The 25603-nt window shown below is 71.9% G+C and carries 25 protein-coding genes; 11 read left to right on the forward strand and 14 right to left on the reverse strand.

From position 1 onward, the window contains the following. Window positions 1-123: 123 nt before the first annotated feature. A complete protein-coding gene (gene serS, locus WMJ97_RS05615) occupies window positions 124-1392 on the reverse strand; it encodes a serine--tRNA ligase (protein WP_347347993.1) in 1269 nt (422 codons plus the stop codon). Between the two features lie 103 nt (window positions 1393-1495). On the opposite strand from serS, the gene WMJ97_RS05620 reads away from it, so the two are divergent. After that, complete coding sequence (locus WMJ97_RS05620; protein ID WP_347347994.1) at window positions 1496-3064, forward strand: diacylglycerol kinase family protein; 1569 nt, start codon at window positions 1496-1498, stop codon at window positions 3062-3064. A gap of 63 nt (window positions 3065-3127) precedes the next feature. Here WMJ97_RS05620 and pheA read toward each other — a convergent pair whose 3' ends face one another. The 4 genes from pheA to aat form a co-directional block, all read right to left on the reverse strand. Then, entirely contained in the window at window positions 3128-4036 is a 909-nt protein-coding gene (gene pheA, locus WMJ97_RS05625; protein ID WP_347347995.1) for a prephenate dehydratase, read from the reverse strand. A gap of 9 nt (window positions 4037-4045) precedes the next feature. Beyond that, window positions 4046-5671 (reverse strand): polyprenol phosphomannose-dependent alpha 1,6 mannosyltransferase MptB, encoded by a 1626-nt coding sequence (gene mptB, locus WMJ97_RS05630; protein WP_347347996.1) that lies wholly within the window; start codon window positions 5669-5671, stop codon window positions 4046-4048. Between the two features lie 73 nt (window positions 5672-5744). After that, window positions 5745-6605 carry a DNA-formamidopyrimidine glycosylase family protein gene (locus WMJ97_RS05635; protein ID WP_347347997.1) on the reverse strand — a complete coding sequence of 287 codons (861 nt, stop codon included), beginning with the start codon at window positions 6603-6605 and terminating at the stop codon, window positions 5745-5747. After that, complete coding sequence (aat, locus tag WMJ97_RS05640; protein WP_347347998.1) at window positions 6598-7323, reverse strand: leucyl/phenylalanyl-tRNA--protein transferase; 726 nt, start codon at window positions 7321-7323, stop codon at window positions 6598-6600. The genes WMJ97_RS05635 and aat overlap by 8 nt, the downstream gene beginning before the upstream one ends. 140 nt (window positions 7324-7463) lie before the next feature. On the opposite strand from aat, the gene WMJ97_RS05645 reads away from it, so the two are divergent. The 3 genes from WMJ97_RS05645 (at window position 7464) to WMJ97_RS05655 (ending at window position 9497) form a co-directional block, all read left to right on the forward strand. Then, a complete protein-coding gene (locus tag WMJ97_RS05645; RefSeq protein WP_347347999.1) occupies window positions 7464-8135 on the forward strand; it encodes an EcsC family protein in 672 nt (223 codons plus the stop codon). 143 nt (window positions 8136-8278) lie between these two features. After that, window positions 8279-9271 carry an SPFH domain-containing protein gene (locus WMJ97_RS05650; RefSeq protein WP_347348000.1) on the forward strand — a complete coding sequence of 331 codons (993 nt, stop codon included), beginning with the start codon at window positions 8279-8281 and terminating at the stop codon, window positions 9269-9271. Between the two features lie 10 nt (window positions 9272-9281). Beyond that, window positions 9282-9497, forward strand: a complete 216-nt coding sequence (locus WMJ97_RS05655; RefSeq protein ID WP_347348001.1) for a hypothetical protein — start codon at window positions 9282-9284, stop codon at window positions 9495-9497. Window positions 9498-9550: 53 nt separating this feature from the next. On the opposite strand, the gene alr is transcribed toward WMJ97_RS05655, so the two are convergent. Together alr and WMJ97_RS05665 are read right to left on the reverse strand one after the other, a co-directional pair. Next, a complete protein-coding gene (gene alr / locus WMJ97_RS05660) occupies window positions 9551-10684 on the reverse strand; it encodes an alanine racemase (RefSeq protein ID WP_347348002.1) in 1134 nt (377 codons plus the stop codon). Window positions 10685-10737: 53 nt separating this feature from the next. Next, window positions 10738-11097 carry a metalloregulator ArsR/SmtB family transcription factor gene (locus WMJ97_RS05665; protein ID WP_347348003.1) on the reverse strand — a complete coding sequence of 120 codons (360 nt, stop codon included), beginning with the start codon at window positions 11095-11097 and terminating at the stop codon, window positions 10738-10740. A 126-nt stretch (window positions 11098-11223) separates the two neighbouring features. Here WMJ97_RS05665 and arsD point away from each other — a divergent pair, with 126 nt between their 5' ends. Together arsD and arsA are read left to right on the forward strand one after the other, a co-directional pair. After that, a complete protein-coding gene (gene arsD / locus WMJ97_RS05670; protein ID WP_347348004.1) occupies window positions 11224-11685 on the forward strand; it encodes an arsenite efflux transporter metallochaperone ArsD in 462 nt (153 codons plus the stop codon). Beyond that, a complete protein-coding gene (arsA, locus tag WMJ97_RS05675) occupies window positions 11682-13472 on the forward strand; it encodes an arsenical pump-driving ATPase (protein WP_347348005.1) in 1791 nt (596 codons plus the stop codon). Before arsD ends, arsA begins: the two co-directional genes overlap by 4 nt. A 13-nt stretch (window positions 13473-13485) precedes the next feature. Here arsA and WMJ97_RS05680 read toward each other — a convergent pair whose 3' ends face one another. The 4 genes from WMJ97_RS05680 to pdhA form a co-directional block, all read right to left on the reverse strand. Further along, complete coding sequence (locus WMJ97_RS05680; protein WP_347348006.1) at window positions 13486-14901, reverse strand: amidase; 1416 nt, start codon at window positions 14899-14901, stop codon at window positions 13486-13488. Window positions 14902-15012: 111 nt separating this feature from the next. After that, the gene (locus WMJ97_RS05685; RefSeq protein ID WP_347348007.1) at window positions 15013-16497 is read right to left on the reverse strand and encodes a dihydrolipoamide acetyltransferase family protein; all 1485 of its coding nucleotides are present in this window, start codon (window positions 16495-16497) and stop codon (window positions 15013-15015) included. Between the two features lie 13 nt (window positions 16498-16510). Beyond that, entirely contained in the window at window positions 16511-17485 is a 975-nt protein-coding gene (locus WMJ97_RS05690; RefSeq protein WP_347348008.1) for an alpha-ketoacid dehydrogenase subunit beta, read from the reverse strand. Continuing rightward, window positions 17482-18588, reverse strand: coding sequence for a pyruvate dehydrogenase (acetyl-transferring) E1 component subunit alpha (gene pdhA, locus WMJ97_RS05695; RefSeq protein ID WP_347348009.1), 1107 nt, complete (start codon window positions 18586-18588; stop codon window positions 17482-17484). Before pdhA ends, WMJ97_RS05690 begins: the two co-directional genes overlap by 4 nt. 97 nt (window positions 18589-18685) lie before the next feature. Here pdhA and WMJ97_RS05700 point away from each other — a divergent pair, with 97 nt between their 5' ends. Both WMJ97_RS05700 and WMJ97_RS05705 read left to right on the forward strand, forming a co-directional pair. Then, a complete protein-coding gene (locus WMJ97_RS05700) occupies window positions 18686-19297 on the forward strand; it encodes an HAD-IA family hydrolase (protein WP_347348010.1) in 612 nt (203 codons plus the stop codon). An 81-nt stretch (window positions 19298-19378) separates the two neighbouring features. After that, window positions 19379-20959, forward strand: coding sequence for a hypothetical protein (locus WMJ97_RS05705; RefSeq protein WP_347348011.1), 1581 nt, complete (start codon window positions 19379-19381; stop codon window positions 20957-20959). Window positions 20960-21046: 87 nt separating this feature from the next. Here WMJ97_RS05705 and WMJ97_RS05710 read toward each other — a convergent pair whose 3' ends face one another. Continuing rightward, on the reverse strand, window positions 21047-21694 hold the full coding sequence (locus WMJ97_RS05710; RefSeq protein WP_347348012.1) for an MFS transporter: 648 nt from the start codon (window positions 21692-21694) through the stop codon (window positions 21047-21049). Window positions 21695-21897: 203 nt separating this feature from the next. Here WMJ97_RS05710 and WMJ97_RS05715 point away from each other — a divergent pair, with 203 nt between their 5' ends. Next, complete coding sequence (locus WMJ97_RS05715; RefSeq protein WP_347348013.1) at window positions 21898-22095, forward strand: hypothetical protein; 198 nt, start codon at window positions 21898-21900, stop codon at window positions 22093-22095. A 389-nt stretch (window positions 22096-22484) separates the two neighbouring features. Here WMJ97_RS05715 and WMJ97_RS05720 read toward each other — a convergent pair whose 3' ends face one another. Together WMJ97_RS05720 and argF are read right to left on the reverse strand one after the other, a co-directional pair. Continuing rightward, window positions 22485-23531: a Gfo/Idh/MocA family oxidoreductase gene (locus tag WMJ97_RS05720; RefSeq protein WP_347348014.1), complete on the reverse strand. Its 1047-nt coding sequence runs from the start codon at window positions 23529-23531 to the stop codon at window positions 22485-22487. Window positions 23532-23694: 163 nt separating this feature from the next. Further along, a complete protein-coding gene (gene argF, locus WMJ97_RS05725) occupies window positions 23695-24690 on the reverse strand; it encodes an ornithine carbamoyltransferase (protein WP_347348028.1) in 996 nt (331 codons plus the stop codon). Between the two features lie 62 nt (window positions 24691-24752). Here argF and WMJ97_RS05730 point away from each other — a divergent pair, with 62 nt between their 5' ends. Further along, window positions 24753-25130 (forward strand): phage holin family protein, encoded by a 378-nt coding sequence (locus WMJ97_RS05730; protein ID WP_347348015.1) that lies wholly within the window; start codon window positions 24753-24755, stop codon window positions 25128-25130. Then, complete coding sequence (locus tag WMJ97_RS05735) at window positions 25127-25594, forward strand: low molecular weight protein-tyrosine-phosphatase (protein ID WP_347348016.1); 468 nt, start codon at window positions 25127-25129, stop codon at window positions 25592-25594. The genes WMJ97_RS05730 and WMJ97_RS05735 overlap by 4 nt, the downstream gene beginning before the upstream one ends. Window positions 25595-25603 lie beyond the last annotated feature (9 nt).

The following is a 25603-nucleotide window of genomic DNA, read 5'->3' on the forward strand; positions in this document are numbered from 1 at the left end:
CGCGCACGCGAACTCCAGGCGCGCACGCGAAACCGTGTGACGTTCTCCACACCAGAGTGTGGAGAACGTCAGGTAGAAACGCACACGGGCGTGGGCAGGCCCACCTCCAACACGGGCGCGGGGCTACGGCACCAACACCTCACGGCCGCCGAGGTACGGACGCAACGCCTCCGGCACCCGCACCGACCCGTCGGGCTGCTGGTGGTTCTCGAGGATCATGATGATCGTGCGGGTCATGGCGCACAGCGTGCCGTTCAGGGTGGCGAGCGGACGGGGCCCCTGGGCGTCCCGCAGCCGGATGCCCAACCGCCGCGCCTGGAACTCGGTGCAGTTCGACGTGGACGTGATCTCGCGGTAGCGGTTCTGCGTCGGCAGCCAGCCGTAGCAGTCGTACTTGCGGGCCGCGGACGCCCCCAGGTCGCCCGACGCGACATCCAGCACCTGGAAGGGGATCTCCAGCGCCCGGATGAACTCCTTCTCGTACCCGAGCAGCTTCTGGTGCTCGGCCTCGGCGTCCGCCGGATCGCAGTAGACGAACATCTCCGCCTTGTCGAACCAGTGCACGCGGAAGATGCCGCGCGTGTCCTTGCCGTACGCGCCCGCCTCCCGGCGGAAGCAGCTCGACCAGCCGAGGTAGTGCCGCGGCAGGGTCGCGGCGTCCAGGATCTCGTCGGAGTGATAGGCGGCCAGCGCCACCTCGGACGTGCCGACCAGATACAGGTCGTCCTTCTCCAGGTGGTAGACGTCGTCGGCGGCCTGCCCGAGGAAGCCGGTGCCGCCCATCGCCTCCGGCTTCACCAGCGACGGGACGATCATCGGCGTGAACCCCCACTCGGACGCCTTCGCCATCGCGAACTGCAGCAACGCCATCTCCAGCTGCGCGCCCACCCCGGTCAGGAAGTAGAACCGCGAGCCGGACACCTTCGCGCCCCGCTCCATGTCGATCGCGCCGAGCGCCTCGCCGATCTCCAGGTGATCCTTCGGCTCGAACCCCTCGGCCGCGAAGTCGCGCGGCGTCCCCCAGCTCTCGATGACGTACAGGTCGTCTTCCCCGCCGGCCGGGACGCCGTCGATCACCAAGTTGCCGAGCTGCAGCATCAGATCGTCGAAGGACGCCTTCGCGGCCTCCGCGTCGGCGGCCGCGCGCTTCACCTCGGCCGACAGCTCCTTGGTGCGGGCCAGCAGCGACTGCTTCTCCTCGGGGTCGGCCTTCGGGACGCGCCGCGACAGGTCCTTCTGCTCGGCCCGCATCGCCTCCGAACTCGAGATCAGCGCCCGCCGCGTCTCGTCGGCGGCCAGCAACTGGTCGACGAGTTCGGTCGACTCGCCGCGCGCCTGTTGCGAGCGGCGAATGCGGTCAGGGTCGGTGCGCAGAATCTTCGGGTCGATCACGGCCGCGATTCTATCGCGGGCGTCCGGACGAACCCGTGGGCGTCCTGACAAGCCATCCGGGACGTTGGTGAGCAACAATGGAGACTCCGTCGAAAGGGGTCCGATGCACAGGACGCCGGTGCGCGCCTTCTGGGCGACTCTCGCGCTCGCCGTCGCCCTCGGCCTGTGGACGTGGCTGTCCCTGAGCACCGCCGCCTTCGCGGCCTGGGACGCCTCCGCGCTGCGGCCGGGCATCGACCTGTGGTCGATCGCCGGCCAGGTCGCCGCCGCCGTCGCGGTGCTCACGTGGCCGGGCGTCACGTACAGCGTCCTCGTCGTGGTGGGCGTGTGGGCCTACCACCGGCGCCTGCGCAACCTCGCGTGGGCGCTCGTGATCTCGGTCGGGTTCAGCTGGGGCGGGCAGCGGCTCATCAAGGCGCTGGTGCAGCGTCCCCGGCCGCCGGACGCCCTCCCGCTGTTCACCGCGGAGGGCTGGGCCTACCCGTCGGGGCACATGGCGGCGATCACGACGCTCGGCGTCCTGGTGATGGTCACCGTCACCGTCGCTCGCGCGCGGCCGGCGGCCCGCTGGGCCGCACGGCTGGCGTCCGTGGTGGTGATCGTGCTGATCGGGCTGGACCGCTGGCTGCTGCGCGCCCACTACCCCACCGACATCGTCGCCGGCGCCCTGTGGGGCGCGCTGTCGGCGTCCGCAGCCGTCGGGCTGACGGGCGTCCACGTGCCGCAGCCGTGGTCGGGGCGCGCGCGGGCGTCCCGCCATGCGGGGCCCGCCCGCCTCGCGCTGATCGTGAATCCGACGAAGGTGCCCGACTGGGCGGTGCTGCGGCAGCAGGTGGAGGGCGCCTGCGCCGAGCACGGCTGGCCGGCCGCGACCTGGCTGGAGACCGAGCCCGACGACCCGGGGGCCGGCATGACGCGCCGGGCGATCCGGATGAAGGCCGACCTCGTGCTGGTGGCCGGCGGGGACGGCACCGTCCGGGCGGTGTGCGCCGGGCTCGCCGGGTCGGGCATCCCGCTGGGCATCGTCCCGGTGGGCACGGGCAACCTGCTGGCGCGCAACCTCGGCATCCCGCTCGACGTCGCGGACGCCCTCGACGTCGCGTTCGCGGGCGAGCCGCGGCTCATCGACCTCGTCCGGCTGCGGCTCGACGACAGCCACGAGGACCACTACTCCGTCGTCATGGCGGGCGTCGGTGCGGACGCCGAGGTGATGGCCCAGACGAACCCCGACCTGAAGCGCGTCGTCGGGTCGGCCGCCTATGCGGTCGCGGCCGTGCAGGCGGCCAGCCGGCCGCCGTTCGGGGTGCGCGTCGAGATGGACGGCGACGAGGTCGTGGACGCCCCGGCCGCCATGGTGCTCGTCGCGAACGTCGGGCAGCTCACCGGCGGCATCACGATGGTCCCGGACGCCCGCGCCGACGACGGCCGGCTCGACCTCGTGGTCGCGCAGCCGCGGCGTCCGGCGGACTGGGTGACGATGGCCGGCCGGGTCGTCGGGGGCCTCTCGGACGCCCAGGGCGTCCAGCGGCGGCAGGGACGCCGCGTCCTCATCGAGACCGAGGACCCGGTCGAGTTCCAGATCGACGGCGACACCGTCGGCAGGCACACGCGCGCGGAGGCGTCCGTGGAGCCGGGCGCGCTCACCGTGCTGGTTCCGCCGGACGCCCCCTGACGCCCGGCTCGCCCCACCCCTGCGGGGCCCTCCCCTGCGGGGCCCTCCCCTGCGCTGCCCCGCTCAGCGGCCCACGACGCCGGCGAACCACTCGCGGGCGTCGATGAACTCCTCGTCGGAGAAGCCGCGCGCGATCTTCGGGCGCACGCTGTCGGCGCGCGGGTACGAGCCCAGGAACGTCACCCGCGCGCAGACGCGGTGGAGGCCCATGAGGGCCTCGGCCATGCGCGGCTCGTCGACGTGGCCTTCGGCGTCGATCGAGAAGCAGTAGTCGCCGAGGTTCTTCTTCGTCGGGCGCGACTCGATACGGCACAGGTTCACCCCGCGGACGGCGAACTGCTCCAGGATCTCGAGCAGGGCCCCCGGGTGGTCGGCGTACATGTAGGCGACGAGCGTGGTCTTGTCGGCGCCCGTGGGCTCCGGGATCTTGCCCGGCTGCTGCACCAGCACGAACCGCGTCACCGCGCCGCCGTTGTCGGCGATGTGGTCGGCGGCGGCCTCCAGCCCGTACAGGTCGGCCGCGACCTGGGCGCAGACGGCCGCGTCATAGCGGCTCTCAGGGTCGGACACCTCGGCCGCGGCGGCGGCCGTCGAGCCGCCCTCCGTGATCGCCGCCCCCGGCACGTGGGCGGCCAGCCAGTCGCGCGTCTGCGCGTGCGCGTGCGGGTGGGTGAGGACGCGGTGCACGTCCTCCAGCCGCGTCCCGGGGCGCACCGCCAGCACGAACTGCACCGGCAGCAGCACCTCCCGGACGATCGCGAGCGGCGCCCGGCCGCTGCTGAGGTTGTCGAGCGTCGTCGTGACGCCGCCCTCCACCGAGTTCTCGATCGGCACGAGCGCCTGCGCGACGTCGCCCGACCGGACGGCGTCCAGCGCGTGACCGACGGTCCCGAACGGCTGCGCGGGGGCGTCGCTGAAGGTCAGCAGCGCCTGGTGGGTGAAGGTTCCTGCGGGGCCGAAGTATCCGATCACCGGGGCAGCCTAGCGCCGACCCGCCACCGCCGACCGCCTCCTGGACGGCCGCCGGCCGGCCCCCGGCAGCATCTCGCGCAGGGTCGTGAGCAGCCCGCGGAGCGTCGGCAGCTCGCGACCGGACGCCCACCACCACCGGACGACGGCCACGATGATGCCGATCTGGATGAACGAGCAGATCACGTCGCGGACGACGAACGTCACGCCGGTCATCGCCTCGGTGAACCCCACGGTCCGGCCGGCGACGTACGCGACCGACAGGGCGGCGCCGCGCCACAGCAGCAGCATGTCGAGCTTGTTGCGGGTGAGCAGCGCGAGCGGCACCCAGGCGATCAGGTCGTACCAGGGCAGACTGTACGGCGAGCTGATAACCCACGCCGCGGAGATGACCAGCGCGGTCCGGGTGGCGATCGTCAGCGGGTCTTGGCGAGCGGGGACGTGGGCGCCGGGCACGGCGTCCCACGGCACCACGCGCGACAGCATCCAGCCGACGACGAGCATCAAGACCCAGCCGGTGAGGCCCGTGATCGAGCTCGCGAGGTTGTCGGGCAGGACGAACTCCAGCGCGCCCTTGAAGATCGGCGCCCACGAGCCGCCCGAGACGTACCCCGTATTCCGGGACGCCGCGAGCAGCGCGCCCGGCGGCGACAGGATGCCGTAGCCGATGCCGATCGGCACGGCCGCGCCGAGGCCGAGGGAGAGCAGCTTCTTCCAGTCGCGCCGGTACCCCCACGCCAGGGCGATACCGTAGAAGACGAGCGACACCTTGACGCACCCGGCGAGCCCGATGCACAGGCCCGTCACGAACGAGCTGCGCCGCACGAACCACAGGCCGGCGATCGCGAACACCAGCGAGATCGCCTCGTTGTGCGCCCCGGCGATCACCGCCCAGATCAGCAGCGGGTTCAGGATCGTCAGCAGCACCGAGCGCGTCTGCCGGGCCGGGTTGCCGTGGGCGAGCTTGATCATGATGCCGCAGATCACGATGAACGGGATCACGCACATCATCTGCAGCCAGAACACGACGTCGTGCATCGAGTCGCCGCCCAGCACGTTCGCCAGGTACTGCGAGAACGACGCGATCGGGCCGTAGACGCTCGGCGTGTCCTGCCAGGGCCGCTCGGTCCAGATCAAGACCGGGTCGTAGGTCTGCCGGAAGATCTCCGCGGGCGGGATCGAGTACGGGTCGATGCCGAGCACCTGCAGCCGCCCGTAGGCGGCGTACATCAGGACGTCCGCGCTCGTCAGCGGCGGGACGCAGGCCGTCAGCAGGTTGATGCCCACCCCCAGGTAGACCAACCGCCGGATCGACGGGCGCCAACCCGCCGCGACCGCCCGCCAACTCACCCACAGCCCGACGGCGCCCACGATGATGCTCACCCAGAGCACGGGCACCAGGATCCATTGGCTGAGCGGCAGCCCGTAGCGCGCGCCCACGTCGGCCGGGATGAACCACGGCGGCAACAGGCTGCGCGCCGGGCCGACGTTGAGCGTGACCGTGGAGGGCCCGAGGAACGCGACGACGATCGTCGTGAAACAGGACGCCAGAATCAGGCGGAACCCGATCCGCTGGTTGGAGCTCCAATCTCCCTCCAGCCAGTGCCGGACGCGCTCGGCAGCGGCGTGCACGTTCACGGGACTCCTCTTCGCTCAGGCTGCGCTCAGGCTACCGGTCGGAACGGCCGCTCGGGGATGCACAGTCGGATGGCTATTTGAGGAGCTTCGACATGCGCCGATCGGCAAGGATCTTGCCCCCCGTCTGACACCCCGGACAGTAATTGAGGAACGAGTCGGCGAACGACACCTCCGCGATCGTCGTTCCGCAGGTGGGGCACGACTCGCCCTTCCGCCCGTGGACGCGCATGCTGGTGCGCTTGCCGTCCTTCAGTTCGGCCGGCGGCCGGCCGACCGCCCGCTCGATCGCCTCGCTCAGCTCGGCCCGGATCGCCTCGTACAACCCGGACGCCTCCGCCTCGCTCAGCGAGCCGGCCAGCTTGAAGGGGCTCAGCCGGGCGCGCTGCAGGATCTCGTCGGAGTACGCGTTGCCGATCCCGGCGAGGATGCGCTGGTCGCGCAGGACGCCCTTGATCTGCGTCCGCGCCGACCCCACGAGGACCTGGGCGAGGGCGTCCGGGGTGAAGTCGTCGGCCAGCGGATCGCGACCGAGGGTCGCAATGCCGGGCACCTCGTCGGGCGACCCGACCACGTAGATGGCCAGCTTGCGCTGGGTGCCGGCCTCGGTGAGGTCGAAGCCGGGGCCGTCGAAGCCCACCCGCAGCGCGAGCGGCCCCTTGCCGGGCCTCGCCGGACGCGACGGCAGCTCGTCGTACCAGCGCAGCCAGCCCGCGCGAGCGAGATGGACGATCAGGTGCTCACCGCCGATGTCGAGGTCGAGGAACTTGCCGTGCCGGGCGACGGCGTCCACCTCCATGCCGAGCAGCGCGGTGAGCGGCGTCGCGAACGTCTTGAGCGCGCTGAACGCCGCGAGCTCGGCGCGCGTGGCCGTGCGCCCGACGAGCGCCCCCTCCAGGAACGCGCGGAGGCCTTCCACCTCGGGCATCTCAGGCATCGCTCGCCCCCTCCTGGTCGGTTTCGGACGCCTCCGGCGGCCGGTCGCCCACGGGCCAGACAGGCGGTGGGACGTCGAGCGCCTCGCTCAGCAGCCGCAGGTAATCGTCCCGGTCGACCTCGACGGCGCCCAGGGTGGCCAGGTGATCGGTCACCCACTGGACGTCGAGCAGCCGCTCCTGCCCGTCGGAGGCCAGGATCTCGACCAGGCGCAGCAGCGCGACCTTCGACGCGTCGCGGCCCCGGACGGGGTCGTGGAACATCGACTCCCCCGCGAACAGCCCCCGGACGCCGACGCCGTACAGGCCGCCGACGAGGCGGCCCGAGGCATCCCACGTCTCGATGGAGTGGACGCACCCGGCCTCGAACAACTCCTCGTAGACGGCGGCCATGCGCTCGTCGATCCAGCCGCCCGATCGGCGCGGGTCGGCGCAGCCCGCCAGGACGCGGTCGAACGCCGCGTCTACCGTCGTCGTAAAATGCCGGGCCGACTTGCGCAGCGACCGCGTCACCCGGACGTCGTCGAGCGGCAGGATGCCGCGGTGCACCGGCGACCACCAGCCCATGATGTCGACGGGCCACGTACCGCCCAGGCCCATCGGGAACACGCCCGCGCTGTACGACTCCAGCACCAGGCCGGCGTCGAACTCCTTCGAGAGCGTGACGAGATCTTGATTCGGCCAGCCCGACGCCGGCCCGAAGACTCCCGACAACCGCATGCCGCCCATCCTCCCACGGCCCCCCGACATTCCCGAGGCCCTGGTGGGAGCGGGGTCCGGCAGGGGCCGCCCCTGATGCCCGCGGCCGGCCGGACGCCTACCCTGGAGCCGGGCGGCGCGGAGCCGCAGGAGGAGACCTCATGGCGAACCCGAACGATGTCGGCAGGAACCTCGCGCGACGCGGGCCGGAGATGGGCGGCAACGTGCTGCGGCAACTCTTGGAGGTCGCGGTCAACGGGGGCAAGGTGGTCCCGAGCGCCAAGTCGGCGGCGGCGAAGGCCCTCGTCAAGCACGGGTCCGTGGACGCCGCGATCGAGGCGCTCATCAGCACCCACCTCCGGTTGGCCACCGCGCAGGGCTTCGTGACGAACGTCGGCGGCATCGTCGCCAGCATCGTCGGGCTGCCGGCCAACCTCGCGGGTGTCGCGGTCACGCAGATCCGGATGGTCGCGACCATCGCGCACCTGCGCGGGTACGACATCGACGACCCGCGCGTGCGGACCGCGATGACCCTCTGCCTGCTCGGGGAGCACGGCGTCGGCCAGTTGATCCAGCGCAGCGAGCTTCCCACGACGCCGCTCGCGATCGCGACGGCGCCGGTGTTCGACGCCTCCCTGGACGCCCTGGTCGCCGAGAAGGTCTTCGGCGAGATGGCCAACCGCATCGGCGGACGCCGCGCGGCCGTCGTGCTGGTCCGGCGGATCCCGCTGGTGGGCGGCGGGGTGTCCGGAGTGCTGGATGCCTGGCACACCAACTCCATCGGCGCCTACGCCAAGACCCAGTTCGTCACCCGGCGCCGGCTGGCGAAGTAGCGGCCGAGGCCGGCCGAGGAGGCGTCCGGCCTGGGAGCGAGGCGTCCGCGCGGAGTCGCGGGAAGAGGCGTCCGGAAACCCTAGGAAAAGTGATATCACTCTGATAGCCTTTTTCCTAGCCGAACGACTCCAAGGAGGAGGCCATGAGCACCCAGACACCCGCCCCCGGACCCCACTACGAGACCACACCCCCCGTCGCTCCCACCGAGGATTCGGTGGGCGGCCAGCCCGCCGGGCGTCCGGTGGGGCACGAGGGCACCCGCGTCGAGATCACCGAGCGCAAGGCCTGGTCGGTCGGCGGACTGCCCACGCTGCTGATCCTGTTGCTGCTGTTCGGCGGGGCGATCGTTCTCGCGGGTCAGGCGTTCAGCACCGGCGACGGCCGGATGATGCTGCTCGCGATGCTGCTGGTGGTGCTCGGGGTCCTCGGGGCCAGCTCGCTCACGATCGTGAACCCGGGCGACACGAAGGTCGTCCAGTTCTTCGGCAACTACATCGGCACCATGCGCCGGTCGGGCTTCCAGATGACCGTGCCGTTCACCACGAAGCGGCGGGTGTCGGTGAAGGTGAACAACTTCGAGACCAACGACCTCAAGGTGAACGACGCCGACGGCAACCCGGTGAACATCGCGGGCATCATCGTCTGGCAGGTCGCCGACACGGCGAAGAGCGTGTTCGTCGTCGAGAACTACCAGGCGTTCGTGGCCGTGCAGGCCGAGGCGGCCCTGCGGCACGTCGCGACGTCGCACCCCTACGACAACGCGGCCCCCGGCGAGGAGACGCTGCGCGGGTCGACCGACGTCGTCGCCCAGGAGTTGGCCGACGAGGTCGCCGCCCGCATCGCCGTCGCCGGGCTCGAGGTGCTGGAGGCCCGCATCAGCTCGCTGGCCTACGCCCCCGAGATCGCGCAGGCGATGCTGCAGCGGCAGCAGGCGTCCGCGGTGATCGCGGCGCGCGAGAAGATCGTGGAGGGCGCCGTGAGCATGGTGCAGAACGCGCTCACCAAGCTCGAGGAGGAAGACATCGTCGCCCTCGACGACGAACGCCGCGCCGCGATGGTGTCGAACCTGCTGGTCATCCTCTGTTCGGAGTCGCGGGCCACCCCGGTCGTGAACGCGGGCAGCCTGTACACGTAGGTCGCACCGCATGTCGAAGTCGGAACGGAAGGCCGTCCTGCTGCGCCTGGACCCCGCGATCCACGACGCCCTGGCGCAGTGGGCGGCCGACGACTTTCGCAGCGTGAACGCGCACGTCGAGATCATCCTGCGCGACGCGCTCAAACGCGCCGGACGCCTCCCCCGCGACACCGCGCCCCTGCCGCGGCGGGGGCGTCCGCGGAAGGACGAGGCGTCCGGGGGCTGAGGGGTCCAGTGGCTGAGGCGTGCCGGCCCTGGCGACCGCGGTCGGCGGGCCGGCTAGGGCTCGTAGATCCGGCCCACGCGGCGTCCGACGAGGCAGGTCACCTCGTAGGTGATCGTGCCCATGAGGTCGGCGAGTTCCTGGGCGTCGATGCGCTCGTCGCCGTCGGTGCCCAGCAGGGTGACGCGGTCGCCCACCGCGACGGGCGCCGGGGCGCCCGCGCGCACGGGGCCGAGGTCGATCATGGTCTGGTCCATGCAGACGCGGCCCGCGACCGGGTACGAGCGCCCGCCGATGAGCACGCGCCCGCGGTTGGAGAACAGGCGGCTGAACCCGTCGGCGTACCCGACCGGGATCGTCGCGATCCAGGTGTCGGCGGGGGCCGTCCAGGTGCGGCCGTAGCTGACGGTCTCCCCCGCACGCACGGGCTTCACGAACGTGACGGCCGTGTGCCACGACATCGCCGGGCGCAGGTCGACGGCCGGGTCCGACAACGGGTCGGGCAGGCTGCCGTAGCAGATGATCCCCGGACGCACCATGTCGAACCAGGCGTCCGGGTGCATCAGGACCCCGGCCGACGCGGACAGGTGCCGCAGGGCGACGGGGCCGCGGGCGTCCTCGATCGCCTCGGTCGCGGCGCGGAAGCGCGCGATCTGGGCGGCGGTGAACGCGGCGCCCGCCGGGACGTCCGAGACAGGCATGTGCGAGAAGACGCCCTGCAGGACCAGCCCGCGGTCGTCGCAGCGGACGGCGAGGGCCGCCGCGTCCTCGGCCGGGACGCCGATGCGGCCCATGCCGGAGTCGAGCTTCAGGTGGACGACGGCGTCGACCCCCAGCCGTTGGCTGACCGCCGCGACCTGGTCGATGCTGTCGGCGTCCACGACCGCGAGCGCGACGTCGGCGCCGAGGGCGGCCTCGATCTCGGCGTCCGTCAGGGCGTGCGACAGCTTCAGGATCGGCAGCCGGACGCCCGCCTGCCGCAACTCCAGCCCCTCGGGCACCGTCGCGACGCCGAGCCAGTCGGCGAGGCCCTCGCGCTCCAGCAGCCGGCCGACCTCGACGGCGCCGTGCCCGTAGGCGTTCGCCTTGACCGCGGCCAGCACCTTCGTCTCCCCCACCCGCTGCCGGACGCCGCGCAGGTTGTGCGCGATGTTGCCCAAATGGGTGGTGGCCGTCGTCGCGTAGAGCATGGGTCTTTTCTACCGCGCGGACGCCCCCGGCGGGGGCCGCCGGGCGGCCCGGCTCAGCGGGACGCCGGGTCGCAGCAGTCCGGACGCGGCAGTTCGCCGAGCAGCCCGTCGACCAACTCCAGCCCGTCGGGCGTCGCGCTGAAGTGTGCCCACCGGCCGCGCATCTCGCGGTCGACGAGCCCCGCCGCCTGCAGCTTGCTCAGGTGGTGCGACAGGGTGGGCTGGCTGACACCGAACGTCTCCGGCATGTGACATGCGCAGACGGTGGAGCAGCACGCCGCCGCGATGTGGTGGTAGAGCCGCAGCCGCACCGGGTCGGACAGCGCCTTGAAGACCGCCGCCACCGCCTCGGCGCGCGCCGGATCGAGCAGCGGCGCCTCGGCGCGGGCATCGTGGATCGGAAGGGACGTCACCCCCGCATCCTAGCTGATATTGACGAGTATCGATATCAGTGGTAGTTCTATCGACGCCCGTCGATGCGAACCCACTCGTCCGACCCACCGGACCTCCGCGCCGCGGCCCCGAGAAAGGTACTCCCGATGACCACGATCTCCGTCTTCGAAGGCCCCCTGTGCTGCAACACGGGCGTCTGCGGCCCCGACCTCGACCAGCGCCTCGTCGACTTCACGGCCGACGCGGCCTGGCTCACCTCGCAGGGCGCGCGCGTCGTCCGCGCCAACCTCGCTCAGGACCCCACCGCCTTCGCCGAGGACGCCCACGCGCGAGCCTTCCTGCAGACGGCCGGCGCCGACGGGCTGCCCCTCGTCGTGGTCGACGGCGTGACCGCGCTCACCGGCCGCTACCCCACCCGCGCCGAGCTGGCCCGCTTCGCGGGCCTGGAGGCGGCGTCCGAGGGGAATCCGGGGACGGCCGCGGAACAGCCCGGCGCCCAGGCGTGCTGCACGCCCGACGACGTCGCGAGCGGCGCCTGCTGCTCGACGACCTCGACGACCATCCCGCTCACCGATGTGACGCCCTGTTGCGCGGACGACGCCCGATGAGGTTCCTCGCCGAACTGCCACGCTTCGCGTTCTTCACCGGCAAGGGCGGCGTCGGCAAGACCAGCGTCGCGTGCGCCACGGCCGTGTCGCTCGCCGAGCGCGGGCGGCGCGTGCTGCTGGTCTCGACGGACCCGGCGTCCAACGTCGGCCAGGTGTTCGGCCAGGAGATCGGCAACCGGGTGACGCCGGTCGCGGCCGTCCCGGGGCTGGACGCCTTGGAGATCGACCCCGAGCAGGCGGCGTCCGACTACCGCGCACGGACGCTCGCGCCCGTGCGCGACCTGCTGTCGCCGAAGGACCTGGCGGCCGTCACCGAACAGCTGTCGGGCTCCTGCACGACGGAGATCGCCTCGTTCAACGAGTTCACGGCGCTGCTCGCCGGCGACGGCTCGGCGGGCATCGCCGCCGACGGCTACGACCACGTCGTCTTCGACACGGCGCCGACCGGGCACACGATCCGGCTGCTGCGGCTGCCGGGCGAATGGACGTCGTTCCTCGACGACGGACTCGGGGACGCCTCGTGCCTCGGCCCGATGTCGGGGCTGGACCGGACACGGGCCACCTACGCGGCCGCGCTGGCCGCCCTGTCCGACCCGGCCAGGACGCGCGTCGTGCTGGTCGCCCGGCCCCAGGCGGCGGCGCTCCGCGAGGCGGACCGGACGCTCGCCGAACTGGCCGAGGCGGGCGTCCGGGCGACGCACCTCGTCGTCAACGGCGTCCTCCCGGCCGGCGGCGACGACCCGTTCGCCGAGGCGGTGCGGCGCCGGGAGGCGTCCGCGCTGGGGAACATGCCCGCCGGGCTCGCCGCGCTGGAGCGCGACGACCTGCCGCTGCGTGCCGTGAACATGGTGGGCGTCGAGGCGCTGCGGCTGCTGACCTCGCCGGACGCCGACCGGGCCCCGGGCTCGAGAGCAGCCGACGAGGAACCGGCGTCTGCGGAGACCGGGAGCCAGGTCCCGGGGCTGGGCGACTTGGTCGACGAACTCACCCGGGCCGACCACGGCCTCATCATGTGCCTCGGCAAGGGCGGCGTCGGCAAGACGACCGTCGCCGCGGCCGTCGCGGTGGCACTCGCCCGGCGCGGCAAGGACGTTCACCTCACCACGACCGATCCGGCGAGCCACCTGTCGGACGCGCTCGGCGAGGCGTGCGAGGGGTTGACCGTGTCGAGCATCGACCCCGAGCAGGCCGTCGCGGACTACCGCGCCCGCGTCATGGCGACGAAGGGCAAGGGGCTCGACGAGGCCGGGCGGGCGAACCTCGCCGAGGACCTGCGTTCCCCCTGCACCGAGGAGGTGGCGGTCTTCCAGGCGTTCTCGCGGGCGGTGGCGGAGGCGAAGCGCCGGTTCGTGGTGATGGACACCGCGCCCACCGGGCACACCCTCCTGCTGCTGGACGCGACGGGCTCCTACCACCGCGAGATCGTCCGGAACCTGGCGGCGGGGGCGTCCTTCACGACGCCGATGATGCGGCTGGCCGACCCCGACTACACGAAGGCGATCATCGTCACGCTGCCCGAGCCGACCCCCGTGCTCGAGGCGCGCGCCCTCGCCGACGACCTCGAACGCGCCGGGATCCACCCGTGGGCCTGGGTCATCGACCAGGCGCTCACCGGGACGCCTGCCACCAGCCCCCTGCTGCGGCGCCGGGCCGCGCTGGAGGACCGCCCGATCTCCGACGTCGTGGGCGCGGCCGGCCGCGTCGCGCTCGTCCCGCTGCGGGAGGAGTCGCCCGTCGGCGCGGACGCCCTCGCCGCCCTCGCCGGGACGGGCGCCCCGGTCGGGTAGAGCGCGGACGTCCCTAGCGCGCCACCCCCGCGTCCACCCCGACCTCGGGGTGGACGCGGTGAAAGCCGGTGACGGACTGGAACGCGTGCGCGGCCTGCAGCAGCAGGCCCTCGGAGAAGTGCGCGCCGACGAGCTGGGCGCCCAGCGGCGTCCCGCGGTCGGTGAACCCGGCCGGGAACGTGATCGTCGGCGAGCCCGACAGGTCGAACGGCGCCGTGGGCACCATCAGGCCGGCCAGCAGGCCGAAGTCGCTCATGAGGCCGTCCAGGGCCGCCACGGACGGCGACGCGACGCCGATCCCGGGCAGGAGCAGCAGGTCGACGGCCGAGAACAGGCGGCGCAGGCGTCCGGAGAAGTCGGCGCGGCGCTCCCGCAGCGACTCCACCGACTCGCCCGACATCGCGCGGCCGCTCTCCAGCAGCGCGCGGAAGCCGGGCCCGTACTCGTCGGCGCGGGACGGGAACGTCGCCGCGTGCGCGCGGGCGGCCTCGACGGCGCAGAGCGGCGCGAAGTCCATCGCGGCGGCACCGAGGTCGGGGGTCGTGACGTCCACGACGCCCCAGCCGAGGCCGAGCAGCGTCTCCTCGACGGCGGCCAGCATCGTGCGGGTCGGGGCGTCGAACTGGGCGAGCAGCGTCCGGTCGACGCCGACGCGCGGGGGCGCGGCGAGGCGTCCGAGGCTTCCCAGGTAGTCGGGGACGGGCTCGGGGGACGCGGTGGCGTCCTGCAGGTCCGCGCCGGCGATCGCGCCGAGGAGGGCGGCGCAGTCGGCCGCGCTGCGCGCCATCGGCCCGATGTGGTCGAGGCTGCCGGCCAGTTCGACGACGCCGTAGCGGCTCACGCGGCCCCACGTCGGCTTGAGTCCGGTGAGGCCGTTCATGGCCGACGGCATCCGGATGGAGCCGCCCGTGTCCGAGCCCAGCGAGCCGTAGCAGAGCCCGGCCGCCGTCGCGACGCCGCAGCCGCTGGAGGAGACGCCGGCCCAGGTGCCGGCGTCCCACGGGTTGACGGGCACGGGCGCCCCCGGGTGGTACTCGAGGAACGCGCCCTCGGTCATGCGCAGCTTGCCGAGAACCACCGCCCCGGCCGCGCGCAGGCGCGCGACGGCGGTGGCGTCGAAGTCCGGCGGGCCGTCGAGCACGGTCGTCCCGGCGGCGGTCGGGGCGTCCGCGGTGTGCAGGAGGTCCTTCACCGCGACCGGGACGCCGTGCAGCGGGCCGCGGCGGCGTCCGGACGCCAACTCGGCGTCCGCGAGCGCGGCCGCCGCGGGGGCGGCGTCCGGGGTGACGTGGACGAAGCTGTGCAGCGCCGGATCGAGGGCGTCGATGCGCGCCAACAGCACGTCGGTGACCTCGGCGGAGGTCACCTGACGCGTCCGGATGAGCTCCGCCACCTGGGTGAGCTCGGCGTAGGCGATGTCGTCCGTCATGCGCGTCCTTCCGGGGTGGGGCCGGGCCGGCAGGGCCCGGCCCGAGGTTAGAGACTCTGCGTCTCATTATGGACGCCCCCGCCGGAAGATCGTGAACGCCCCCTCGCCCCGTCAGTACAGCAGCGACAGCCCCGGATCGCCCATGATCGTCGCGACGTCGGCGAGGAAGCGCGAGGCCATCTCGCCGTCGAGCACGCGGTGGTCGATGGTCAGCGTCAGGGTGCACACCGACCGGACCTCCAGCCGCTCGTCCTTGCCCTGCCCGACGACCCACGGCCGGCGCGTGATCGTGCCGAGGCACAGGATCGCCGCCTCGCCCGGGTTCAGGATCGGCGTGCCGCCCTCGATGCCGAAGACACCGACGTTCGTGATCGTGAACGTGCCGTTCATGCAGTCGGCCGGCGTGATGCTGCCGGCGCGCGCCGCCCGGACGATCTTGTTCAGCTCCTCCGCCAACTGCACCAGGCTCAACCGGTTGGCCGCCTTCACGTTGGGCACGATGAGCCCGCGGGCCGTCGCGGCGGCGATGCCGAGGTTCACGTCCTCCGGGATGACGATCTCTTGCCGCTCCATGTCGACCGTCCCGTTCACCTGCGGATGCTTGGCGATCGCCAGGCAGACCGCCTTCGCGAGCAGCAGGATCGGCGACACCCGCAGGCCCTCGAACTCGCGCCGGTCGCGGAGGGAGTCGATCAGCGACACCGCGTCGGTGACGTCGACCTCCATCCACAGGGACGCCTGCGGCACCTCGACGGACGCCGACATCGACGCGACCATCTGCCGCCGGATGCCCCGCAGCGGGATCCGCTGGACCCCGCCCGGACGGCGTCCGGACGCACCGGTGGCCGCCGCGGCGACGTCGGTGTTCGTGATCGTTCCGTCGGGGCCGGTGCCCGCGACCGAGCCCAGGTCGACGCCCAGGTCGCGCGCCAGGCGGCGCACGACGGGCTTCGCGCGCGGGCGTCCGCTGGGGCCGCCCTCGGCCTCGCGATCTTCGAGCGCCCGGGGCGCCCCCGGACGCGGCAGCGGCGGCTCGGACGCCTCCGCGTCCACCTTGGACGCCTCCGTCACGTCCTCGGTCGTCCGGGAGACCGGCTTGTCGGTCGAGTACGACTCGTGCACCTGGTCGCCCTGCGGGCCCTTCTCGACCGCGCTCGACTTGCGCGGACGCCGGCTCATCGAGGACGCCTTCGTGCCGTAGCCGACCAGCACGCTGCCGGAGGCGTCCTTGGGGGCGGGCTTCGGCGCGTCGGCGCGGGCGGGCTCGGCAGGCTCCGCCGCAGCACCGGACGCCTCGGGCTCCGGCTCGTCGCGGGGGCCCTCGCCGGCGTCGACCACGCGGCCGGATGCGGTGTCCGAGACGCCGTCGTCGATCGTGAGGATCGGCGCACCCACGTCGACCATGTCGCCCTCGGCGACGAGCAGCTCGGCGACCGTGCCGGCGTAGGGCGACGGCAGTTCGACGAGGGACTTGGCGGTCTCGATCTCGACGATCGGGTCGTTCACGGCGACGGCTTGGCCGGGCCGGACGAGCCAGTGGACGATCTCCGCCTCCAGCAGGCCCTCGCCGGGGTCGGGCAGGGTGCAGGTCTTCATGGATCGAGCCTCCTCAGGCGGCCAGCGAGCGGTCGACGGCGTCCAGCACGCGATCGAGATCGGGCAGGAACTTACCTTCCACGTGCGCCGGTGGGTAGGGAATGTCGTAGCCGGTGACGCGCAGGACGGGCGCCTCCAGGTCGTAGAAGCAGGTCTCCTGGATGCGGGCGGCGACCTCGGCGCCCAGCCCGCCCGACCGGGACGCCTCGTGCACCACGATCGCGCGGCCGGTGCGCCGGACGGACTCGACGATCGCCGCGTCGTCCAGCGGGGAGAGCGAGCGGAGGTCGATGACCTCCAGGTCGCGGCCCTCCTCGGCCGCCACGAGGGCGGCCTCGACGCACGTGCGGACCATCGGCCCGTAGGCGAGGAGGGTGGCGTCCGAGCCCGACTTCACGATGCGCGCCTGGTGCAGCGGCAGGGGTTCGGCGCCGGTGTCGACCTCGCCCTTCTCGTGGTAGCGACGCTTCGGCTCGAGGAAGATGACCGGGTCGTCGGACGAGATGGCCTGCTGGATCATCCAGTAGGCGTCCAGCGGGTTGGAGCAGGTGACGACCTTCAGCCCGGGTGTGTGGGCGAAGTACGACTCGGGCGACTCCGAGTGGTGCTCGATCGCCCCGATGCCACCCCCATAAGGGATGCGGACGACGACCGGCAGCGTGAGGCGTCCCATCGAGCGGAAGCGCAGCCGCGAGAGTTGGGAGGTGATCTGGTCGAAGCCCGGCCAGACGAACCCGTCGAACTGGATCTCGACCACCGGGCGGTAGCCGCGCAGCGCCAGCCCGACGGCGGTGCCGATGATGCCGGCCTCGGCGAGCGGGCTGTCGACGACGCGGTCGCGGCCGAAGTCGGCCTGCAGCCCCTCGGTGATGCGGAAGACGCCGCCGAGCTTGCCGATGTCCTCCCCCGCGAGAAGCACCTTCGGGTCGGCCTCGAGCGCGCGGCGCAGGCCGGCGTTGAGGGCCTTGGCCATGGTCAGGGTGGTCATGCGTCGGTCTCCTCGAAGGACGCCTCGTAGGCGAGGTAGGCCTCCCGCTGGGCCTCCACGGCCGCGGGGGTGTCGGCGTAGGCGTTGGCGAACAGGTCTTCGAACGCGGGCTCGGGCAGCTCGAGCACCTCGGTGCGGATGCGCTCGGCGAGGGCGTCCGCCTCGGCGGCCAGGGCGTCCTCGAACGACTGGTCCAGGGCGCCCTGCGCGGTGAGGTAGGCCCGGACGCGCGCGATCGGGTCGCGGCGCCGCCACTTCTCCTCCTCGTCGCGGCCGCGGTACTTCGTCGGATCGTCCGACGTGGTGTGCGCGCCCATGCGGTAGGTGAACGCCTCCACGAACGTGGGGCCGTCGCCGCGCCGGGCGCGGGCGAGGGCGGCGTCCGTCACGGCCTTCACGGCGAGGACGTCGTTGCCGTCCACCCGGACGCCGGGGACGCCGAAGCCGGCCGAGCGCCGGTAGAGCGGGATGCGGGACTGCACCTCGATCGGCTCGGAGATCGCCCACTGGTTGTTCTGGCAGAAGAAGACGACGGGCGCCTTGTAGGACGCGGCGAACACGAACGCCTCCGATACGTCGCCCTGGCTCGTCGCCCCGTCGCCGAAGTAGACGATCGCCGCGCCGTCGTCGGCGGGGTCGGGGTTGCCGACCAGCCCGTCGCGCTGCATGCCCATGGCCATGCCGACCGCGTGGAGGGTCTGCGTGCCGATCACGAAGCTGTAGAGGTGGACGCGGGTGGCGCGCGAATCCCAATCCACCATCGACGTGCCCCGGAACGTCTTCAGCACGTCGAGCGGGTCGACGCCCGCCGACAGCAGGACGCCGTGCTCGCGATAGCTCGGGACGATCTCGTCGGGCGCGCGCGTCGCCGCCGCCGAGCCGATCTGGGCCGCCTCCTGGCCGAGCGACGGGGGCCAGAGCCCCAGTTCGCCCTTGCGCTGGAGGGCCGTGGCCTCGGCGTCCAGGCGGCGGGCCAGGACCATCTGGCGGAGGTACTCGCGCACCTCGGCGTCGTCGCCGTCGAAGCGGTAGTCACAGTTGTCGATCCGGCGGCCGTCGGGGGTGAGGAGCTGGACGAAGTCCGCACCGGGGGTCTCGCTCATGTACGCCAGCGTAACTTACGGAAGCGTAGGTAGGGAATCGGTTGCCGCCTGGCGGACCCGGGTGTCGCGCCGGCGGCGGGTCGACAAGACTGGAGGCATGATCCGCTGCGTCGCGTTCGACTTCGGCGAGGTGCTCTCCTCGCCGGACGACCTGTACACCGCCCCCGCCGCCCGCCTGGGCGTCGACTCGGCCGCCTACGAGGCGTCCTATTGGGAGGGACGCCGTGCCTACGACAACGGCGGCTCCGACGCCTCCTACTGGACGCCGCTGCTCACCCGGCTCGGCAAGCGGCCCTCCCCCGAGCTCATCACCGAGATGGCGCACCTCGACGCCTCGCTGTGGGCGCGGATGCGTCCGGCGGCGCGGGAGATCCTGGCGGACGTCCGCCTAGGCGGCACGAAGGTCGCCATCCTGTCGAACGCGCCGTTCGTGCTCGACATGACGTTCGCGCAGTCCGACTACGCCGAGGACGCCGACTACTGGTTCGTGTCGGCGTCCATGGGCATGAGCAAGCCCGACCTCGGGGTGTACCTGCGCGTCGAGGAGGTCACCGAGTGCACCGGGGGCGAGATCGCGTTCGTCGACGACCGCCCGGAGAACGTGCACGCGGCCCGCGAGCGGGGCTGGCTGGCGCACCTGTTCGTCTCCGACGAGGACACCCGGTCGTGGCTCGCCGAGATCGGGGTCCTGGCGGACCAGGAGCGCTGACGCCCGGAAACACCGCCCCGATTCGGGCCCCCTCCGGTCGGCCTGGCGGGTCACAGCGGGCGCACATGTCATGCTGACCCGGTGACCACCTTCACGAGACGATCCCTCATCGCCGGTGCCACCGCCGGCGCCGCGCTCACCGTCGTCGGCTGCACCGGATCCGGGGCCGGCAACGACGCCCCGCCCCGCGTCGATCCGAAGTCCAACGGGGTCTTCACCCGGACCCCCGACGCCAACGTGACCGTGCCCGACGCCGACGGCGCGATCGGCGTGAGCAAGGCCCTCCTGAGCGCCGCGACGGCCGTCGTCGTGGCGCCCGCGCCCGGCGCCGCCGCCCAGCCCGCAGCCAGCGCGAGCCCCTCCCCCAGCCGCACCGCCACCCGGACGCCCGCGGCGTCCGCCAGCCCGAGCGCCGCCCCGGGCGGCGACGACAAGGCGAAGCTCGCGGCGTCCGTGGCCAAGGCGCTCGGCGTCCCGATGTTCTACGACTCGCCGGCGCTCGCCGCCGAGCTCGACCGGCTGCAGACCCGCACGGTCATCTCCTACGGCCCGGACGCCCACGGCCGCGAGCGCGTCGAGGGGCCGGCGTCCGCCGACAACCTGCCGCAGCTTCCCGGCCTCCCGCGGAAGCCGGACGCCAACGCCCAGCTCGTCCTCACCGACGGCGAGCCCGAGCCCGCGACGGCCGCCACCCTGGCCGCAGCGGGCGTCACGCCGCTCGTGCTGCACTCGGGCCACCCCGGCGAAACGAAGACGTCGGTCGAGAAGGTCAAGGCCGACACGAAGCCGATCGTCGCGGTCGGCACGGCCTTCGGCAGCGTCGCCGCGTTCGACGTCAAGCTCGACGTCGCCCGGACGGCCGCCGAACTGCCCGGCGGGGGCGTGACCCCGTTCCCGGGACGCCGGATGATCGCCCTCTACGGCCACCCCGGCACCGCCGCCCTCGGGATGATGGGCGAGCAGCCGCCCGCGCAGGCCGTCGGCCGCGTCAAGGAGTACGTCGACGAGTACCAGGCCCTGCTCAAGGACGACACGATCATCGGGGCGTTCGAGATCATCACCACCGTCGCGTCCGGGTTCCCGGGCAAGGACGGCACCTACTCGTTCAAGACGCCCCAGGAGCAGATCCTGCCCTGGATCGAGGAGGCCGAGCGCAGCGGCCTCTACTGCGTGCTCGACCTGCAGCCGGGCCGCACCGACTTCCTCACCCAGGCGAAGCTGTACGCCGACCTGCTCAAGCGTCCGTGGGTCGGCCTCGCGCTCGACCCCGAGTGGCGGCTCAAGCCGAACCAGAAGCACCTGCAGCAGATCGGGCAGGTCGGCGTCGACGAGATCAACACCGTCGGGGCGTGGCTCGCCGACTTCGTCAAGGAGAACAAGCTGCCGCCCAAGGTGCTGACGCTGCACCAGTTCCAGTCGCGGATGATCGTCGGGCGCGACCGCCTCGACACCTCGCGCGACGAGATCCAGTACCTCGTCCACGCCGACGGGCAGGGCACGCAGCCCATGAAGCAGGACACGTGGGGCGTCCTCAAGAAGGGCCTGCCCGCGAACGTCTACCTCGGCTGGAAGAACTTCGTCGACGAGGACAAGCCGATGCTCACCCCGAAGCAGACTGTCGACCAGGTGCACCCGACGCCCTACTTCGTGTCCTACCAGTAGGCCACCAACCCCAGGGACGCCCCACCGACGAAGAAGGGACGCCGCCCGCGCTGCGCGGGCGGCGTCCCTTCTCTCTGTGGGGAGGGGTCACATGACGTTGCCGAAGCGGTCGAGCTCGCGCTCGTCGGCCTCGCGGTCGAGCTGGGTCAGGGACTTGAACGCCGTCTCCTTCGCCGTGCCGGCGGTGATCATGACGACGGCCATGATGCCGACGGTCAGCAGGTACACGGGCAGGAAGTGGCTGCTGCCCACCATGAGCGCGGCGGCGATCGTCGGCGCGAACCCGGTGACCGCGAAGCCGATCTGCGTGGCGAGCGCGGTGCCCGAGAGACGCACCTTGGTCGGGAACTGCTCGCCGTAGAACGACGGCCACACGCCGTTGACGGCCGAGTAGAAGAGGCCCTGCATCACGAAGCCGAGCGCATAGACGCCGACGATGCTCGCCGTCTGCAACGCGTTCATGTAGAAGAACAGCAGGACCGCGACCACGAAGTAGCCGCCGATGTAGACCTTCTTGCGGCCGATCTTGTCGGCGAGCCACGTCCAGAAGGGGATGGCGAACAGCGCCGAGAACTGGACGACCACGGTTTGTCCGAGCATGTGCGACTCGGGGATCCCCCGCGCTTTGCCGTACGCCAGCGCCCACACCGAGAAGATCGTCGTCTCGAAGTTGTGCAGCGCCAGGATCAGCACGCGGACGAGTTGCGTCGGGTAGCGCTGGAAGAGGATCTTCATCGGCTCCTTCTGCGAGGTGAGCTGCTTGCCCGGCCTCGTCGATGCTCGTCCCCTTCTCGGCGGCCACCTGGGCCTCGAACTGGGGGGCCTCCTCCAGGTGACGCCGGATCAGCCAGCCCGCCACCAGCACGAACGCCGACGCCCAGAACGGGATGCGCCAGCCGATCGAGTAGAAGAACTCGTGCCCCATCGCGCTCATCGGGATGAACACGCCCGCGGCCAGAACCTGGCCGAGCTGGGTGCCGAACATCGTCCAGCCGGTGGTGAACGAGCGCCGGTTGTCGGGGGCGTGCTCGAGCGACATCGAGTTGGCGCTGGACTGCTCGCCGCCGGCGGAGAAGCCCTGGATGAGACGGCAGACGACGAGCAGCACGGGCGCCAGCACGCCGATCTGGCCGTAGGTGGGCAGGCAGCCGATCGCGATCGTGGCGAAGCCCATCATGAACAGGGTGAAGATCATGACGTTCTTGCGCCCCGACCGGTCACCCCAGCGGCCCAGGACGATCGCGCCGAGGGGTCGCGCGATGTAGGCGACGCCGAACGTCGCCAGCGACAGGATCGTCGCCATGGCCGGGTTGCTCTGGTCGAAGAACAACACGTTGAACACGAGCGCCGACGCGCTCGCGTAGATGAAGAAGTCGTAGTACTCGAGGGCGCTGCCGACGAGCGCGGCGACCGCGGACTTCTTGGGTTGGCGCTTCGCGGCCAACGCCTCCTCATCGATGACGACGGGCCCGGTTTGGGCCTGAGGCTGCTCGGACATGATTCCCTTTCGCTCCCCACGTGGGGATTAGCTGATCTCGACGGGACGCCCGCGCTCGGCGGACTCCAGGATCGCCTCGACGACCTTGACGTTCTGCAAGCCGTCGCGAAGGGTGACGAGCGGCTCGGCCTCACGCCGCACCACGGCGCCGAAGTGCTTCAACTGCTCCACCAGCGGGTTCACCAGGGGCACCTCGAGCCGCTCGACGGCGGAGAACGGCTTCCACCAGGAGCGGTCGTCGGGCTGGGCGTAGCTGAACAGCTGCATCGTCGGCACCGACAGGGAGCCGAACGTGCCCGCGAGGTGGTAGCAGTCTTGGTCGGGGTGGGGATCGAAGGCCGGCATCTCGCCCGCGGTCTGCTCCCACGAGCGGGGCGAGCCGGCGGCGTCCGAGATGACGAACGTGCCGAGGACGCCGCTGGCGAAGGTGAAGATGATGGCCGCCGTGTCTTCGACGGCGAAGCCCCGCGTCCGGTTGGAGGTGACCGCCTCCACGCGCGGGATGTCGCCGCACAGCAGGCGGAAGTTGTGCACCTCGTGGATGATGTTGATCCGCACCGGGCCGCCGCCGGGCTGGGTGCGCCAGGGGGCCGCCGGGAAGTAGTCGTCCGGCTTGTAGTACAGCGCGGTGCCGCTGATCGCGACCAGGTCGCCGAGGCGTCCGGAGGTGACGACCTCGCGGGCCACGCGCATGATCGCGCCGTGCGTCCGGTGATGGCCGACGAGGATGCGCGCCCCGAGCTCGTCGGCGCGGGCCTGCAGCCGCTCGCCCGCCTCGATCGTGTCGGTGGCGGGCTTCTCGAGCAGGATCGGGAGCCCGGCCTCGATGGCCTGCGTCGCCTGCACCTCGTGCAGCTGGTTCGGGGTGGCGATGATGAGGGCGTCCGGAAGCCCGGCAGCGAACAGCGCGTCGAGGTCGGGGTAGAGCGGGACGCCGTAGCGATCCGCGAGGTCACGGGCGGCCGGCGCGGGGTCGACGATCGAGGCGAGCGTGAAGTCGTCGTCGGCGTCGATCCGCGCAAGATGATCCTTGCCGATGAGGCCGGCTCCGGCCACGGCGATTCTGATCGTCATCGCCACCTCCCTTGGTGGATGACGTCACTCGAGGCGTCAATCTATACCCCGTCGAGGGGGATCCCGCGACACAATTTGCACAAACCCCGCGACAAAACGCGGCACACCAGGGGGCGCCGCTGGGTTGTGCCCGCGGCGTCCGTCCCGGAAACAGCAGCCGGAATCAGCGACCGGCCGTCGCGACCATCACCGCCTTGATCGAGTGCATCCGGTTCTCCGCCTGGTCGAACACGATGGACGCCTCCGACTCGAACACCTCGTCGGTCACCTCCAGCTCACGCATGCCGGTCATCTGAAAGACCTGGCGCCCCACGGTCGTCTCCAGATTGTGGAAGGCGGGCAGGCAATGCATGAACTTGGCCCCGGGGTTGCCGGTCAGGCCCATCACGCGCGACGTGATGCGGTAGGGCGCAAGCATGCGGCAGCGCTCGGCCCACACCCCCTTGTCCTCCCCCATCGAGACCCAGACGTCGGTGTGCACGAAGTCGCAGCCGGTCAGGCCGGTCTCCAGGTCTTCGGTGATCGTGATCCGGCCGCCGGTCTTCTCGGCCAGCCGCCGGGCGCGGGCCACCAGGTCGGCGGCCGGATGGAACTCTCGCGGGGCCACGACCCGGACGTCCGAACCCATGATCGCGCCCATCGTCAGCAGGGAGTTGCCCATGTTGAAGCGAGCGTCGCCGACGAACGCGAAGGTGATGTCGCGGCCGTCCTTCCCGGACGCCTCCTGCATCGTGAAGGCGTCGCACAGGCTCTGCGTCGGATGCCACTCGTCGGTGAGACCGTTCCAGACGGGCACCGACGAATAGCGGCCCATCGCCTCGACGACCGCCTGCCGAGCCCCCCGGTACTCGATGCCGTCGTACATGCGCGCCAGCACGCGGACGGTGTCGGCGGCCGACTCCTTGTGCGAGATCTGCGAACCGGACGGGTCCATGTACGTGACGTGCGCGCCCTGCTGGTGCGCGGCCACCTCGAAGGCGGCACGGGTGCGCGTCGAGGTCTTCTCGAAGATGAGGGCGAAGTTCAACCCTTCAAGGCGTCGGACCTCCTCGCCCGACTTCCGGGCGGACTTCAACTCGCCCGTCAGGTCGACGAGGTGGCGCCACTCGTCGGGGGTGAAATCCACCTCCTTGAGGAAGTGCCGGCCGTGCAGGTCCATGGTCACAGCTACGCCTTTCGATACGGATGGCCCGATTTTGCCAGCCATGGAAGGATCACTTCATGATCGTTCGCTTCTTAGTCAACGCCCTGGCCCTCGGGGTGGCGACCTGGCTCGTGCCCGGCATCGTGCTGACGGCGAGTCGGCCGGAGCAGAAGATCCTCGCCCTGCTGCTCGCCGCCGTCATCTTCGGGCTGGTGAACAGCCTGGTGAAACCGCTGTTCGTGTTCGTCACGTCCCCGCTGCTGCTCGTCACGCTCGGGCTCTTCCTGCTCGTGATCAACGCCGCGCTCCTGCTACTGACGTCGTGGGTGGCCGGCCACCTCGGCATCGCCTGGCACGTGAGCAATTTCGTCTCCGCGTTCTTCGGGGCGTTGTTGATGTCGGTGGTCAGCTTCCTGCTGGGCGCCTTCACGTCCCGTCAGCAGGTGCATCGGTGAGCGTCAAGGTCGTCTTCGTCTGCTGGGGCAACATCTGCCGCTCCCCCATGGCCGCGCGCGTGGCCGAGAAGCGGCTAGCCGAGGAGGGGTTGGACGCCGAGGTCACCTCGGCCGGCGTGAGCGACGAGGAGCACGGCGGCCCGATGGATCGCCGCGCCCGCGCGGTGCTGGACGCCCACGGCTACCGCTCCGGCGGCCATCACGCGCACAAGATCACCCGCGCCGAGATCGAGGGCGCCGACCTCGTCGTCGCCGCCGAGCCGGTGCACGTCAGCATGATGAAGCGGCTCGCGCCCGACGCCGACATCGCGCTGCTCACCGACTTCGACCCGGCGGCGAAGCCCGGGTCCGGCGTCCCCGACCCGTGGTACGGAGGGCCGGAGGATTTCGATAAAACCCTTGTCGCGATCGAGTCCGCGATGCCTGGAGTGGTCAGGGAGGTGCGCAGGCTCTCCGGACAGTAGGCTGCCCTT

Origin of the sequence: Nigerium sp. (assembly GCF_039811905.1) — a bacterium.
GTDB lineage: Bacteria > Actinomycetota > Actinomycetes > Propionibacteriales > Propionibacteriaceae > Propioniciclava.